This is a genomic window from Veillonella sp. CHU740 (assembly GCF_003992055.1).
Classification (GTDB): Bacteria; Bacillota; Negativicutes; order Veillonellales; family Veillonellaceae; genus F0422.
Window position 1 is genome coordinate 25,519 of record NZ_RQVD01000015.1, and the last position, 16,103, is coordinate 41,621.

Annotated in this window: 11 protein-coding genes; 8 read left to right on the forward strand and 3 right to left on the reverse strand. The window is 43.3% G+C overall.

All coding sequences use genetic code 11. The features are described 5' to 3' along the window. Nucleotides 1–93: 93 nt before the first annotated feature. Together EO115_RS07915 and EO115_RS07920 are read right to left on the reverse strand one after the other, a co-directional pair. The gene (locus tag EO115_RS07915; protein ID WP_126938405.1) at nucleotides 94–1,461 is read right to left on the reverse strand and encodes a cell wall metabolism sensor histidine kinase WalK; all 1,368 of its coding nucleotides are present in this window, start codon (nucleotides 1,459–1,461) and stop codon (nucleotides 94–96) included. After that, nucleotides 1,462–2,139 (reverse strand): response regulator transcription factor, encoded by a 678-nt coding sequence (locus EO115_RS07920; protein ID WP_126938406.1) that lies wholly within the window; start codon nucleotides 2,137–2,139, stop codon nucleotides 1,462–1,464. It abuts the gene before it with no gap. Nucleotides 2,140–2,324: 185 nt separating this feature from the next. On the opposite strand from EO115_RS07920, the gene EO115_RS07925 reads away from it, so the two are divergent. The 7 genes from EO115_RS07925 to addA all read left to right on the forward strand — a co-directional run bounded on the left by EO115_RS07925 (nucleotide 2,325) and on the right by addA (nucleotide 12,712). After that, on the forward strand, nucleotides 2,325–2,813 hold the full coding sequence (locus tag EO115_RS07925; RefSeq protein ID WP_126938407.1) for an ECF transporter S component: 489 nt from the start codon (nucleotides 2,325–2,327) through the stop codon (nucleotides 2,811–2,813). After that, complete coding sequence (locus tag EO115_RS07930) at nucleotides 2,806–3,522, forward strand: hypothetical protein (RefSeq protein ID WP_126938408.1); 717 nt, start codon at nucleotides 2,806–2,808, stop codon at nucleotides 3,520–3,522. The genes EO115_RS07925 and EO115_RS07930 overlap by 8 nt, the downstream gene beginning before the upstream one ends. Before the next feature lie 16 nt (nucleotides 3,523–3,538). After that, nucleotides 3,539–4,207, forward strand: a complete 669-nt coding sequence (locus EO115_RS07935; RefSeq protein WP_126938409.1) for a hypothetical protein — start codon at nucleotides 3,539–3,541, stop codon at nucleotides 4,205–4,207. Between the two features lie 191 nt (nucleotides 4,208–4,398). After that, the gene (locus EO115_RS07940) at nucleotides 4,399–4,899 is read left to right on the forward strand and encodes a QueT transporter family protein (RefSeq protein WP_126938410.1); all 501 of its coding nucleotides are present in this window, start codon (nucleotides 4,399–4,401) and stop codon (nucleotides 4,897–4,899) included. After that, entirely contained in the window at nucleotides 4,892–5,389 is a 498-nt protein-coding gene (queF, locus tag EO115_RS07945) for a preQ(1) synthase (RefSeq protein WP_126938411.1), read from the forward strand. The genes EO115_RS07940 and queF overlap by 8 nt, the downstream gene beginning before the upstream one ends. Nucleotides 5,390–5,502: 113 nt before the next feature. Further along, complete coding sequence (locus EO115_RS07950) at nucleotides 5,503–8,892, forward strand: PD-(D/E)XK nuclease family protein (protein ID WP_164724090.1); 3,390 nt, start codon at nucleotides 5,503–5,505, stop codon at nucleotides 8,890–8,892. Then, entirely contained in the window at nucleotides 8,879–12,712 is a 3,834-nt protein-coding gene (addA, locus tag EO115_RS07955) for a helicase-exonuclease AddAB subunit AddA (RefSeq protein WP_126938413.1), read from the forward strand. The genes EO115_RS07950 and addA overlap by 14 nt, the downstream gene beginning before the upstream one ends. Nucleotides 12,713–12,905: 193 nt before the next feature. Here addA and EO115_RS07960 read toward each other — a convergent pair whose 3' ends face one another. Next, nucleotides 12,906–14,330, reverse strand: coding sequence for a sodium:alanine symporter family protein (locus EO115_RS07960; protein WP_126938414.1), 1,425 nt, complete (start codon nucleotides 14,328–14,330; stop codon nucleotides 12,906–12,908). A 270-nt stretch (nucleotides 14,331–14,600) separates the two neighbouring features. Here EO115_RS07960 and potE point away from each other — a divergent pair, with 270 nt between their 5' ends. Then, entirely contained in the window at nucleotides 14,601–15,935 is a 1,335-nt protein-coding gene (gene potE, locus EO115_RS07965; protein WP_126938415.1) for a putrescine-ornithine antiporter, read from the forward strand. Nucleotides 15,936–16,103 lie beyond the last annotated feature (168 nt).

Here is a 16,103-nt window from a genome sequence, read left to right on the forward strand (position 1 = left end):
TAATTATACCAAACTAGTAATGCCTCGCCAACTAGTTTTACCATTGGATTATGGCATGTTGATAAAAGAAACAGCCCCTTTTATATAGTTAGATTATTCATATATTGGCAACTGGAACATGAAGAGAGTGCGCTCATTCGGTGTACTTTCTACATGGACAGTACCATCGTGTAACAAGACTACATTATGTACAAAGTATAGACCCAATCCAAGGCCCTTGTTCTCTTTTGAGGTGCGAGATGGATCCACTTGGTAGAGGCGATCCCAAATCATAGGGATGCTTTCCTCAGGGACCCCGATGCCATCGTCTTGGACACTAATAGTAATGACATCTGCGGCAGATACTTCAAAGTGAATTGTAGAATGGGCAAACTTAAAGGCATTATCCAATAAGTTAGCCATCGCTTGTTGTAACAAGACTTGGCTTCCTGGGATGATGATAGACTCATCGATATGACTCGTTAAGGTAAGCCCTTTATCTTTAGCCAAGCGTGAGTACGTAAGTAGTAATTGATTGGCTACATCTGATATGGAAACGGGCACTTTGTTGATATCCTTCAGACTATCTAGGCGGGCAATCTCAAGAAGTTGCGTCACCATATCCGTCATGCCTTTACTTTGCGTGAAAATATTTTCAAAGCTTTCTTTGGCTTCTTCGATAGAACTTACATACTGACGAGCATAATCACTTTCCGCTTGAATGACGGCAATCGGTGTGCGTAGTTCATGAGAGATATCAGCATTGAATCGCTTTTCACGATTAGAGGCATCTTCTAAACTGCTGAGCATGTTATTGAAAGTAGACACCAATCGATACATAATATCTCCCGATTGAGGGATGTTTTCGATGCGTTCTGATAAATCTCGTTTCAAAGATATTTGTGCAGCCACATCGGCCACGGTGCGCACTGGTTTTAATCCTCGACGAATAATCCAAAAGCCCCCGATAGTAGCGATCGTTACGAATAATACTCCGCCTACTAATAAGGCAAAGAACATATTATTTGTTTTTCGGTCTAATACATTCATAGGTACTATGCCGCGAATATAGCCTTGCATGCCTGGTCGGTATTGGATAGGGGCATCGTAATACAAGAAAGAAGATTGCTCTGCTTGTATTTCTGTTATGGCATCGAAAGAAGGCGGTGCTGACTTTGGAAAACCATCCGGTAGACTGCCCCGTAATACAATGCCATCATGACTGTAGACTACAAGAAAAACACCATCGTCGAAAGGCTTATATTTTTTAGGATGACTAGCAGCTTCGATCACATTTTCCTGTAATTCTGTTCGCATTTCATTTTGATCCCACACATGGGTGAACTGGATCACAAAGACAGCTAATAGACCAATCATAAGTACCAGAAATATGGAATACCAACTAGTAATTTTATAGGCTAAGGGAACGCGCATCAAGAGAGATTCCACATAGTGGAAGCAGCGTTTGACGAAAGCTATCATCTATGGCTCCTCGGTGCGGAATACGTAGCCTACACCACGAACGGTTTGAATTAGTTTTCTATCTTCGTCGATATCAATTTTTTTACGCAAATCTTTGATGTATACATCAATCAGGTTCGAGTAACTTTCATAATCATATTCCCATACGTGATCGAGAATTTGTTGACGAGACACGACAATGTTTTGATTGCTCGCTAAATAGAATAATAAATCGAACTCTTTTGCTGTCAATGTGATAGGCTCATTGTTGAGTGAAACAGCACGGCTTTTGCCGTTGATGCATAGTGGACCAGCAATGATATCTTCGGTAGCTTGGTTGCGATTACGACGAGCTAGTGCATAGATGCGTGCAACAAGTTCATCAAATTCAAAGGGTTTCACTAGATAATCATCGGCCCCTAGGTTAAGACCAGATACTTTGTCTTGCAGTGTATCTTTGGCGGTTAAGAACAAGACCGGTGTTTTGTTGCCGTCTTCACGCATTTGGCGAACCACAGCATGACCATCTAATTTCGGCATCATAATATCCATAACGATCACATCATAACTGGAGGTTGAGATGTAATCCAATCCATCTTCTCCGTTATAACATTGATCCACCGTCATAGATTCCACTTTCAATCGTTTGGCGATTATATTATTTAGCATTTCTTCATCTTCTACAATTAGGATTTTCATAATAGCTCCTTTCATACGAGATAGTATATTTGTATTGTAACGTATTTCCATGTGAGATAAAAGGGGAATTCTATGATAAGTATACAGGGTCGACATGAATAGACTATGAACGATTGCATTCTAGTAGGGCGTATCCTATAATAAAGATAGAATATATCGGACGATATAGAACGGGAGTGACAACTATGAATATACGAGTGTTGACTAAATATGCCCTCTTAATTGCTGTATGTGCCATTGGGGGCCAAATTCATCTATGGGGATCCATATCCTTTGATTCTTCCCCTGCCTTTGTAGGGGCTTTAGTGTTGGGACCTATGGCGGGAGCCATCCTAGGTGCCTTAGGTCATTTGGCGGCAGCAGCCTATTCGGGATTCCCTCTGGGGCCCGCAGTACATGGGGTGGTAGCATTGATTATGGCTTGTACGGCAGGAATGGTGGGGGTGACCTTTCGCAAGATGACTTCATCTTTCTCTTATGTAGTTAGTGGTATAGTAGGATATATCATCAATGTATGGATTGGGTTGGCCATTACGGCATTGATGATGGGCAGCACAGAGGTAATCGGATCTATGTGGGCGCTATTATCTTTGGGCTATGTATGGAATTATGTGTTGGCAGCTCTTGTGGTGAGCCAACTGAATCGAGTGTTTGGTGGAACTACGCATGAATGATCGAGATATAACACGGGTATCGCTAGGACCTAGCGAAGATTGGCTTATCGCCAGTGATATTAGCAGTGGAATCGGATTACAAGAACATGATGTATTGCAAGTGCCCTACCCCATGGTGGGGGCCTTTGCTACACGAGTGGCGATGTTGGAAATATTGTCTGCTAAGGGGTCTGTGAAAGCCATTCAATACCTCATCGGCGGTGCCTATGAGGCAGTTGTGCTTCCTGTGGTGCAAGGGATTCAAGAAGAACTGCAACGAGCAGGTATAGAGGTGCCTATTAATGGTAGCCATGAAAGCAATATGGAGGTCACCACCACCTCTGTAGGCATCACTGCTCTAGGAGTGGGAGAGCCTGAAGTGAGAGGAAATGGTGAACCCTATGCGGTATACGTACTAGGTCGCCCCTTGGTAGGGCCAGAAGTAGTAGCCCATCCAGAATGGATTGTTACCTACGAAGAACTTCACCGTGCTTTGGCACATCCTAGCACCATGCGTATGGTGCCGATTGGTTCTCGAGGCATCCGTCAAGAATTGCAGGTATTGGCTTCATGGCAGGGAGCACCTCTGGATGAAATTGCTATGACAGATGAGGTACTAGACCATAGTGGTGGTCCTGCTACATCGGTGGTGGTTGCCGTTTGTGCAGAGAGCGAAACAGAATGGTTACGCTGTTTTCCCGATGCCCAATATGTAGGTCGTCATGCATAGGAGAAAGGATTTGTATATGAAACAATTACGATATTATCTAGCTTTGGCGCTTGTGGTGGGCGGTCTGTCTGTGGCACAGGCAGAGGCCAATCCTTACAGTGTAGTACGTCCATCTGATTGGGAGTACAAAGCGCTTATGACATTGGTCAAGCATGGGGCGGTCACAGATACGAAGGGCATCGAACTAGGATCACGATCCTTTACAAAACAGGAATTGATTCCTCTCATTGCTGACGTGGTTGACACTCGTGAAGTGATGAATGAAAGTGATAAGATGCTTGTGTTGCGCCTGTACAGTGAAAATCGCCGCTTGATTATGAACTATGATATCGAAAAAGAGGCGGAAAAAGAAGCGGCAAAAGAGGCAGTCAAAAGAGGTCGTCAAAAAGAAGAGGGCAAGGAAATTGGCACTCCTATTGTGCTGCGACCAGCTTTATCGAAACAAGAAATTCAGAAAAAGATGGATGCTTTCACTATCGATACGAGTGGACTGCGCCAGCAGGGAGCTGTACAAATTCATACACCTCAGAAAAGAAAGCGTAAGCGCAGTCAGCTACATATGGTCATACCTAGTGTAGTGGCGTCAGATGTGAATGCCTTGCAACCTATGGATACAGCAGTACAAGAAGCCATGGCAAGTACAAAAGAAGAGCCTTCTAAGAAAGAAGAAATACCTACGACGTAAGTTTATGGAGTTGTTTTTATCGAAACTATTCGGTATACTTAATAGTGGACATCCATTGGGATCGATCGGTCATCGGTGGATAGTCCCATAAATCCTAGAAATGGTCTAGGTGACTATGACATAGGGTCATAGTATGTAGTAGAAAGACAGTTCGAGATCCTCCTGTCTGTAAACAAAACTAAGGAGTTATAATGAAACAATTTAACAACACACAACGATTGACGATTTCTGCCATTTCCATCGCCATGTATTTGGCGTTGATGATCGGTACACAGGGCTTTGCCTTTGGTCAGTATCAGGTGCGCATTGCTACCGCATTATATGGATTGTCAGCCATCTTTCCGTTCACCATTCCCGCCTTTGGGATTGCGAACTTTGTGAGTAATACGGTGATGGGTGGTTTCGGCATGGTAGATGCTATCGGTGGAGCTATCGTAGGGCTAGTCACAACAGGTTTGATTGTGCTTGCGAAACGTCAAGGGTTTGGCAACTGGGTATTGATTCCTATCATTACATTGGTACCGGGATTGATAGTCCCTATTTGGTTGTCCTATTTCTTATCAGTTCCGTATTGGGTATTAGTGAGCTCCCTCGTAGTAGGTCAGTTCGTATGTGGTGTGGTTAGCTACTTCCTCATCAATGCATTAGAGAGAGTAGTGTATAGAAAGAAGGAGGTAGTGATTCATGAGTAGTGGTCGCAATGCACAAGAATTACAAGGGGTACATGCATTAGGAAGTCATACAGATTATCCTACAGATTATGCTCCCCATGTACTAGAGGCATTTCCGAATAAACATCCAGGAAATGATTACTTTGTGAAATTTAATTGCCCAGAGTTTACTAGCCTTTGTCCTATGACGGGACAGCCGGATTTTGCAACGATTTATATTTCCTATGTGCCAGATGAAAAATTGGTGGAAAGTAAATCTTTGAAATTGTATTTGTTTAGTTTCCGCAACCATGGAGACTTTCACGAAGATTGCATTAACATCATCATGAAAGATTTAGTGGCCTTGATGGAGCCTAAATATATTGAAGTATGGGGCGAATTTACCCCTCGTGGTGGGTTGTCTATTGATCCGTATGCCAACTATGGCAAGCCAGGAACTGATTGGGAAGCGACAGCGAAAGAGCGTCTGCACTTCCATGATATGCAACCAAAGCGAGTAGCCTATCGTTAATTACATATATATATTGCCAGGTCGATGCGGCCTGGCAATTTTACTAAGTATGTCATACATGATAGGATAGAGATAGAATACATCATACCATGAGTTATGGAAAGGAGCTTGACATGGAACCACATGTATATATAGGCAGAGCTGGCACGGGGAAAACATGGGCTTGCTTCAAAGAAATAGAGCGTATTTTACAGGACCATCCGGAACACCAGATCATTCTATTGGTGCCGGATCCTGCTACATATATGATGGAGCGGAAACTAGCTGAGTTCCGCCGTGAAAAAGGATTCACTACGGTGCGCGTAGTAGGGATTACACGCTTGGCATACCAAGTGTATCAATCCTTGGGGCTTGTGAAAGAACGTGGGCTGTCGGACATGGGCCGTAAATTGCTGTTGCGAGTGCTTTTAAAACAATCACAAGGAGAACTAGATTTATTTAAGCAAGCGGCAAAGCAAGCCCATTTTGGGGATGTATTGCAAAGTGTGCTTACGGATTGCAAAGCCTTTGGTGTGTCGCCCGCAGAGTTAGGGCAGGCAGCAAAACAAGTGGACTCTATGGTTTTGGGGAGGAAGTTAGAAGAATTATCCTTGCTCTTAGGTCGTTATGAAGAGGCCTTGGAGGAACTAGGTGTAGGAGATTCCTTGGAAGACCTCATTGCTGTATTGCCGCAGTCACCTCTCATGGAGCATGTGCATGTGTTTGTGGATGGATTTCACTGGTTTACACCCATCCAATACAAGTTGGTGCAACGGTTATTTTCCTTGAGCGAATCCTGCCATATTACATTAACGTTACCATCCTTGGATGCCAATATACATGGTCGTAAAGGATCCTTGTATTACCGAACTTGGGAGACCTATCAAGACCTGATGAAATGGTATCCACAGGCGATCATTCACGAGATGAAGACGGTGTATCGAGGCACACCTGTACTACAACAATTGAACAGAGACTTTTTTTCTGCACCGATGAAGCCAAATACAACGGAACTATCGATTCCTATGGTGCGTGCCTATCATCGTGAGCGAGAAGTGGATGCTGTATGTCGTCGTATCTTAGCGTATCAGCAGGATCCAGCGCATCGCTGGAAAGATTGCACTATTATCTTGCGAGATATGGAAGCCTATGGAGATCTATTGGAAAAAGCCTGTATTACCTATGGAATCCCGTATTTTTCTGACCAACGTAAACAGATGACGAGCCATCCGTTGGCAGAATTTTTGCAGGGCATCTTTCACTGTGTTAGAACCTTTTTCGATCATGATGGAGTGTTTCGTCTGTTGAAAACGGATTTTGCTCCTTTAGAACGTCGTGAAGTGGATCGTTTAGAAAACTATTGCTTAGCCCATGGTATTACGGGGGCTGCTTGGTTGCGTGAAAGCTGGCACTATGGGGAAGAGAGCGAAGTAGAATTACAAGAAGAAATGAACCATCTCCGTCACCGAGTGATGGAACGATTGCGTCCTTTCTATGATTTTTGCAAAGTATCTCATACGGCACAAGAGTGGGGCGAATTTTTATTTCAGACCATGCAAGATTGGCGTATTCCACATCAATTGCACCAATGGTACACAGAGGCAGAAGCTAAAGGAGATGTCCAGGAAAGTGCTAGCCATTTGCAGTTATATAAACATACTATACAACTTTTAGAAGAATGTATGGCAGTAGCAGGTACAGCTTACCTCAGCGCAGAGGAAATGGGCTTACTGTTAGAAGAAGGATTAAGCGAGGTAACTTATTCCATCGTGCCACCATCTTTGGATCATGTGACAGTGACCACTATTGACCGCAGTTATATGGCAGAGGCAAAGGAAGTCTATGTATTGGGGCTCAATGAAGGTGTATTCCCACAAAAAATGGGAGATGAGGGAATATTAAAAGATGGTGAACGAGAAGCGCTAGCACAAGTAGGCGTGCAATTGGCAGCTGGTGCACTAGGGCAAATGTTCAACGAAAACTTCTTGTTCTATTTAGCTTGTACACGGGCGAGTCAAGGATTGTACTTGTCCTATGCTACTTCGGATGCAGAAGGTGCGAGCATGGAACCATCATTGGTAGTGCGACGATTGCAACAGTACGGTTATGTGAAAACAGTAGAAGAAGCACCACTATCTATACCAGAAGATAAGGAAAGAGAGTATCTTTGGAATGTGAAACAAAGTTTAGGCCTCTTGTCTAGCCGTATGAGTATGGTGAAAAAAGGGGAACCTATTAGTCCGGTTTGGTGGAGCCTGTATAATTGGGGCCTCCAAAGTTCGTATCGTGGAGATGTGTTCTTTGCTACACGAGGGGCTTTTGATTCCAATGTAGTCCCACAGATTACAAAAGATATTGTGAGACAATTATTATTGCGTGGTGACGTGTTGTCCGGGTCTGTGACACGATTAGAACGATACCATAGATGTCCGTATAGTTTCTATGCGCAATATGCACTGCGGTTAGCTCCGCGGAAAGTAAAATCGTTTGGAGCACCCGAAATTGGTACCTTCCTACATGATACATTGCGGTATTTAGGGGAAACTTTGTTGAGCACCAAACGACAGTGGCGTGATTTGACAGAAGAGGAACAAGAACAACTGTGTCATGAAGCGGCCGATGCTGTGATGGGTACAGATGAGCGAAATGCCTATGAATCACAACTATATAGTCGATTGACGTCAACCTTATCGGCAACGGTGTCGAGACTAGTAGATTGGTCGAAAAAGAGTGAATTTGCTACCACAGAAGTGGAAAAGAGCTTTGGCATGGGTCAATCCGATTGGCACTCTGTGCGCATTCCTTTAGGAGAAGGTGTAGGGGAGAGTATTTTGCTTCGTGGACAAATCGATAGGGTCGATGAATACCGTGGACCCTTAGGGCATTATGCGGCGGTCATCGATTACAAATCGGGAGGCACCACTGTGCGGGCCGATGAAATTTACTATGGATTGAAATTGCAGTTAATGACCTATTTGCTAGCACTGGAAAAGAATACAGAAGATTCTATTGGTACTGCGGCAGCGGTCTATACCTATGTACAAAATCCGCAGATTAAATTAGCAGAAGTGGTGAATCATAGACAGGCAGAACTGGAAAAAGAAGGTTCTCAAGTGTTGAAGAATAGTGGCTATTTCGTAGATGATGATGTATTACAATCCATGGATATGACACGAGGCTACCAAAGCAATTCCCCCTATGTACCAATCGTTGTAAAGAAAGATGGAACCCCAGATAGTCGTTCTTCTAAGCACTTGAAAACGATGGAACAGTTTAGTCTTATGAAAGAGTATACCAAGCAGATTATCTCTACTAGTGGTACACAGATGATGGCAGGGCATTTCCCAGTCAGCCCGTATCAAAAAGACAAGTTACGACCTTGCCAATATTGTGAATATCAGGCACTGTGCCGATTTGAATCGGGACAGAAGCAATATCGATATATTCGGACTATGACAGAGGAAGAAGCGTTGGAAAAAATGGAAGAAGTTCGTACAGGAGAAGCGACCTATGAAATGGACTAAGGCACAACAAAGTGCGATTGATGCTCCCAAACCTGGAGCGTTACCATCACAAACGGTGCTAGTATCTGCCGCTGCAGGATCTGGTAAAACAGCAGTTCTAGTAGAGCGCATGATACAGCGACTGAAACGAAGAGAATTGACCATTCAAGAGTTGATGGTGGTGACTTTTACAAAGGCGGCAGCAGCAGAGATGAAAGCTCGTATTGGGGTGAAATTAGCCGAAGAGTTTCAGGAAACAAGGGATCCGTATTTAGAAGAACAATTGAATATGTTGCCATCTGCCCATATTTCTACATTGCATTCCTTTTGCCAATGGGTCATTCGCAGTTACTTTTATAAACTAGATATTGATCCCTCTTTCACAGTGGGCAATGAAGGTGAATTAGCACTCATGCGAGAAGACGTACTGGATGCGGTATTGCTAGAGGCTTATGAAACAGGGGCGCACAACATCTATGATGTGAGTGACATGTTCAGTACAGACCAATCTGATGGGCAGTTGCGAGAGATGTTACTGCAGATCTATTTCTTTGCCCTAGCCCAAAGTCAGCCTATGCGATGGTTAGAAACGGCTTGTGATCGATATCGCCAAGCTTTAACTATGCCTATGGTAGCGACTCTGTGGGGGGAGGCCTTTTGGAAGGAACAGCAACGTCAAATTGAATACCTATTAGGACGATTTGAACGAGCCCAACAATTAGCAGCTATGGGGCAAGGCTTTGATAAGTGGATGGAGAAGGTCAGCGAATTGCAAACGCTGTTACAAGCCATGGCACAGGCCACAGAATGGGATGCCATGCAAGTGGCGGTGCAAGGGATTAGTGGGTTTAGCTTCCCTGTGCTGCGAGCCACAAAAGCAATGAATGAAGGTGACCCGGCCATCCTCAGTGAAATCAAAGCCATACTTACCGAAGGAAAAACTATGCTACAAGGCATGTCGGTAGGTGCTTTTGGTATTACCGAAGCAGATTGGCAAGAGCAAATCCAAACGCTGCTACCTTTAGTGGAAGGAATTATGGGCCTTGTAAAAGACTTTCATGGGCGCTTTCAAGAGGCCAAGCAAGAGGCGGGGATGATTGATTTTTCCGATTTGGAACATCTTTGTTTAGCCTTGTTAGTAGACCCTGATTCGCAGGAGACGTTGCTGCCATCTGAAGTAGCCTTGGAGTTGCAAGATACGTTCAAAGAGGTGATGGTCGATGAATACCAAGATACAAATGGGGTACAGGAAGCGATCGTGAACCTTGTATCCAAGGAAGATAATCGATTTTATGTGGGTGATGTGAAGCAGTCCATTTATGGATTCCGCATGGCAGATCCACAGCTATTTATGGACAAATATCATCGTTTTAGTCATGACGAAAATAGTATGACACGACGCATCGATCTATCTCAAAACTTCCGGTCTCATGATGCTATATTGGCGGTGACGAATTTTATTTTTTCGCAAATCATGACGGAAGACGGTGCAGGTCTCACCTATGGAGAGGCGGAAGCACTCCATACAGGGCGTGTGGTAGAGGATCCTCCTTCGAATTGGGTGGGTGGCGATGTAGAAGTGCATATCTTGTGCTGTGATACAGATAAAGCCCAAGAGGATAAGGAAGCAGAAGAGTTAGAAAATGATGAAAAAGAAATGCTCTTTGTCATCAAGAAAATTCAAGAACTTCGTGAACAAGGGGCCCTTGTACAAGATAAGGACGGCTCCTTCCGACCGATGGAATGGCGAGATATTGTCATTTTAAAACGATCCATTTCAGGATCTGCCAATCGTATGATAGAATTGCTTCGCCATGCAGGGATTCCTGCCTATGCAGAGGAAAAAACGGGCTATTTTAGCGCTATGGAAGTGCAATTTGTCTTGTCTTTGTTACAAATCATTGACAATCCAGAGCAAGACTTACCGATGGCTATCGTATTGCAGTCTCCATTGATTGGTATGGATGCAAACGATTTAGGGCGACTTCGTATCGCCGTAGGTGAGGACAGTTTATGGAGCGGTCTCCGTCACTTTGTAGAGACCGAGGGAAATCCTGCCTGGATTCGCTTTGTGGATTCTATGGATACGTGGCGCACCATGTCTCGCCGCCAAGGGATTACCGATTTAATTTGGCACATCTATGAAACATTGCACGTAGTAGAATACGTGAGCGCCATGCCAAATGGTCTCGTGCGCCGTGGTAATGTGCTGGCTCTTTATGATCGGGCGAAACAATATGAAAGTGGCAATTACCGTGGTCTATTCCGGTTCTTGCGCTTTATTGAAAGTTTACAGGCTTCGGGCCAAGACTTGAGCGTGGCGAAAACTGTCAGCGAAGCAGACAATGTAGTTCGCATTATGACGATTCATAAAAGTAAAGGCTTGGAGTTTCCTGTGGTATTCCTCATGGGAACACAAAAGAAGTTTAACAAAATGGATTTAAACCGTTCCTTGCTGTTGCATAAGGAATATGGATTAGGCTTAAAGGGATACTTCCCAGATTTACGAGTCCTCTATAGTTCGTTGCCGTGGCTCTTTGTGCGACAGGTATTGGAGGAAGACTTAAAAGCAGAAGAGGAACGTATCCTCTATGTAGCCTTGACTCGGCCGAAAGATAAACTGTTTATTACAGGATTTATGAAAGGCTCTATCAATGGCTCTACCGATCGTCCAGCTACGAAAAAGATGGGGGAACTAGTGGCTCCTATCTTGCAATGGGGAGAAACGGCATTAACGAAAGAGCATATTTTGGACTGCAATTCCTATTTGGACTGGATATTGCGCAGTATGGCTCGTCATGTGCAAGGGGGAACGGACTTACGCCGCTTTGCAGAAGTAGAAAGTCCACAGTTCCCAGATATTCCCTATAAAGAGTGTCCGTTTGTACTACACGTACATGATGGGAATGACTATGCGGTGATAGAGGCAGAACGGCCCACAGCAGATGGTAAACTGCAACTAGTGGAACGCCAAGAGCCCGTCGAGGCACCTCCATTAGATCCAACGTTGGAAGCACGATTTACTCATATCTATCCTTATGAAACTTCCACACAACGAGCAGCAAAGATTTCTGTATCGGAAATTAAACGGCGCTTTGTAGAGCTAGAAGAATTAGCAAAACAGATGATAGAGCCATTATATGGAGTAGAAAGGCTACAGGTCGCGGTACCAAGTGATGCTCAACATGACGCACATGATATTGTGATAGAGGATGAAAGTAAAGAATCCCCTATGCAGGATATTCCTATGGAGCTAGATACCTTAGGAATGGGGGACTTTGAAGAGGATTTAGGGCCTTTTGCAGTGACCTTACAATCGATGGAAGAAGATGTACCTATGCAAAGTGGGGCTCGTTGGGGCACATTAATGCATACTGTGATGCAGTGGTTGCCATTACAATCCTATACACGACCTGCGCTGCGTAAAGCCTTAGATACTTTAACCTTACAAGGTTATCTATCCAAAGAAGAACGAAAAGTTATTAGTGAAAAGCGTGTGTATGATTTCTTTCATAGTGACCTAGGACAGCGATTGCTTAGATCCAAGCGAGTGGAACGAGAGTTGCCATTTAGTATGTTGTTCCCAGCCAATCGTGTGTATCCAGAGATGGTAGATGGAGAAGAATTGTTCCTACAAGGGATCATCGATACGGCATTTTTAGAAGGGGATGCGTGGGTCTTGGTAGATTACAAAACGGACCGTTTAGAAGAAGCAGAATTAATAGAACGGTATTGTATCCAGTTGATGCTCTATAAAGAGGCATTGGAACGATTGACGCCATACCCTGTGAAAGAAGTATATATTTACTCCTTCCGATTAGAACGAGCTATACCTGTGTAAATGACTTTTCTTAAGCGACATACAATAGGAGCTATAGAATATAAGGGGTTGTCAGGGAATAGCATTATATAAGAGGCTGTAACGAAATAGTTCCCAATACAATAGAGGAAAGTTGATCAAAAAGTATCAACTTTCCTCTATTTTTTATAGTTTAATAGGCAAAAGGGCCCCGAAGGACCCTTTCAGTATGTCATTATTCGTTTTCGTGACCTTTATGCCACCAAGTAATACCTTTTTGCGTTGGTAAGATATCGCGGACGAAGATTGGATCTTCGATGCCTTCTGCTTTTTGTGCAAAGTAATCTTTCAATGCAATGGTAGCTAATTTTCCAAGGCGTAGGATAGTAGTTACGTTACATAATACTAGGAAGGCCATGAATAAGTCAGCTAAATTCCAAACAAAGTTTAATTCGGATACACAACCGATATATACCATGATAATTACAAGAGCACGGAATAGATTGATGGCAAACTTGTTGTTTTTTGTCATGTGTGCAATGTTTACTTCACCATAGAAATAGTTGCCGATGATGGAGCTGTAGGCAAACATGAATACAAATAAAGCAATCAAAGCAGGCGCCCAGGAGCCTAATTGTTGACCAATACTATGTTGTACAAGGGCGATCCCTGTTAAATCTGTGTGAGCATAATCGCCAGATACTAAGACGATGAATGCAGAAGCGCTACATACAAGAATTGTATCTACGAATACTCCAAGGGACATGATTAAACCTTGTTTTACAGGGTGGTTTACATCAGCAGAAGCAGATGCGTTTGGCACAGAACCTTCGCCGGCTTCGTTGGAGAATAGACCCCGTTTGATCCCTTGCATAACAGCAGCGCCCACAAATCCACCTGCGGCGGAATCAAATGTGAAAGCATTTGTGAAGATAGCTGCGATAACGGATGGGAATACAGAGATGTTAGCAAGGACAATGTAGATAGAAATTAACACATATAGACCAGCCATGAATGGCACTAAAAACTCAGCTGTTTGGGCAATACGTTTTGCACCACCGAAGATAACAAGAGCAGATAAAACTGCTACGATAATACCAGATAAGGAAGGATCAATATGCCATGGTTGCAAAGATAAAGCAATCGTATTTGCTTGCACAGAGTTATAGATTAAACCATAGGTTACACTGATAAGAATGGCAAATATAATGGATAGAAATGGACTGTTTAATCCATGACGAATGTAGTAGGAAGGACCACCGCGGAAGGAACCATCAGGACGACGTTCTTTGTAAATTTGACCTAATGTATTTTCGATGAAGCTTGTAGCGGCACCTAAAATAGCGATGAACCACATCCAGAAGATAGCGCCTGGGCCACCTAGTGAGATAGCAATAGCAATACCAGCGATGTTGCCTACACCTACGTGAGAAGCGACACTGATACAAAACGCTTGGAATGGGGAGATGTGATGATCACCTTTACTTTTTTCAATAGCTCCCATTTTTAAGATACGAAACATTTCAGGGATTTTACGTATTTGCACAAAATTTGTGATAGACGTAAACCAAAATCCTGCAATGATGAGGAGCGCGATGATAATGTAATTCCATAGAAACCCATTGACATCGCCAATTAATTGTGAGATTTGTTCTTGCATAAGGACATCCTTTCTTTTCACATGGACAAAGCATATATTCTATAGTATATCATAGGAAGGCTTATAAATTCTAGAAACTTATAGAGATGCCATCAAAATATGAAAAAATATCTATCCATGAGGTGAAAAAGGTGTTACAATGAATCGATATATAAATAGGACTGCGTAGCTACATCCAAACTCATTCCGTAAGGACTAGCTATGCTAGCGGTTTTGATGATACGGAAACTTGAAAGAGATTCAAGTGATGTTTGGAAAGGGGCTTGATACATGAACACCACCGCTAAAAAAATGTCTGTATTCCAACTGACGTCCATTGTGGCAGCTAATATGTTGGGTGCTGGAATTATTATGCTACCATCTCAGTTAGCACAGGTAGGTACCATATCTATCTTATCTTGGTTAGTGACCGTGTTTGGGTCGTTAACTTTGGCATATATTTTTGCTCAATGTGGGCTATTTACGAAAAAGCATGGAGGCCTAGGAGGCTATGTAGAATATGGCTTTGGTCGCACAGGACACTTTATGGCAAACTATTCCTATGCCGTATCCTTGGTGATCGCCAATGTAGCGATAGCAATTTCAATCATTGGCTATGGAGCTGTGCTATTTGACTTGACACCGACGCCATTAGAAGTCAGTGTAGCCACCATTATTTTGCTCATAGTAACAGCACTCGTCAATGTACGAGGTAATGCTAGCACAGGGCGTATTAGTAACATTACCATTTGGGGCACTATGCTACCAGTTTTATTTATTGGGGCCTTTGGCTGGTATTGGTTTGATTTAGATATGTATTTATCGGCATGGAATCCGCAACACTTACCAACATTTGATGCGGTAAGTCAATCGATTTCATTGACATTATGGGGATTTTTAGGGTTTGAATCTGCTGCGGCAAATGCAGATGCTGTAGAAAATCCTAAGAAAAACGTTCCCATTGCGACATTTTTTGGCACTTTGGCAGTAGCCGTGGTGTATATTGTATCGACAAATATTATGGCGGGGATTATTCCTAACCTAGAGTTGGTGAACTCTACGGCGCCATTTGGTCTCGTCTTTGCCTACATGTTTGATGGTGTAGTAGGTAAATTTGTGATGGCCTTGATGGCGATTTCCTGCTTTGGAGCCATTATGGGATGGCAATTCACATTGAGCCGTGTTTTCAAAGGCTGTGCAGAGGCAGGATTCTTTCCTAAGGTATTCGCTCGTGTAAACCGAGCAGATTCACCAGTGCGTGGGATCGTGATCCTCTTGGTGTTGCAAGGGGCCATGGCCTTGATGACGACCGATGAAAGCTTGAGTGAACAGTTTGCAGAGTTGGTGAACTTAGCGGTAGTGACGAATGTATTTCCATACATTCTATGCTGCTTTGCAGTGAACAAAATGCTTGCTGTAGAAGGAGCTCCTGTATCGTTGCGTCGATTGATCTATGTGATGAGCTTTATAGCTATCGTTTATGATAGCTATGCTATCTATGCGAGTGGATCCATGCCAATGCAAGGCGGTGCCATTGTAATTGCCTTTGGTTATGTGGCATATCAAGCGGTATTTCATTGGAGACCTCGTTTGGTGAAAGCCATTGGTAAGGGCGCAAATTTATAAAATAGAATATGAAGTGAATGTATGCACATATAAAAGTTTAATCATATTTTGTAAAACTTCATGAAACTTTCATAGATATTGTGTATTATATGGCTCTTTGTCAAATGTGGGGGCTGCTCATATAAGAAGTTCTTAGCGCTAGCTATCTAAATAGCTAGCGCTATTCTT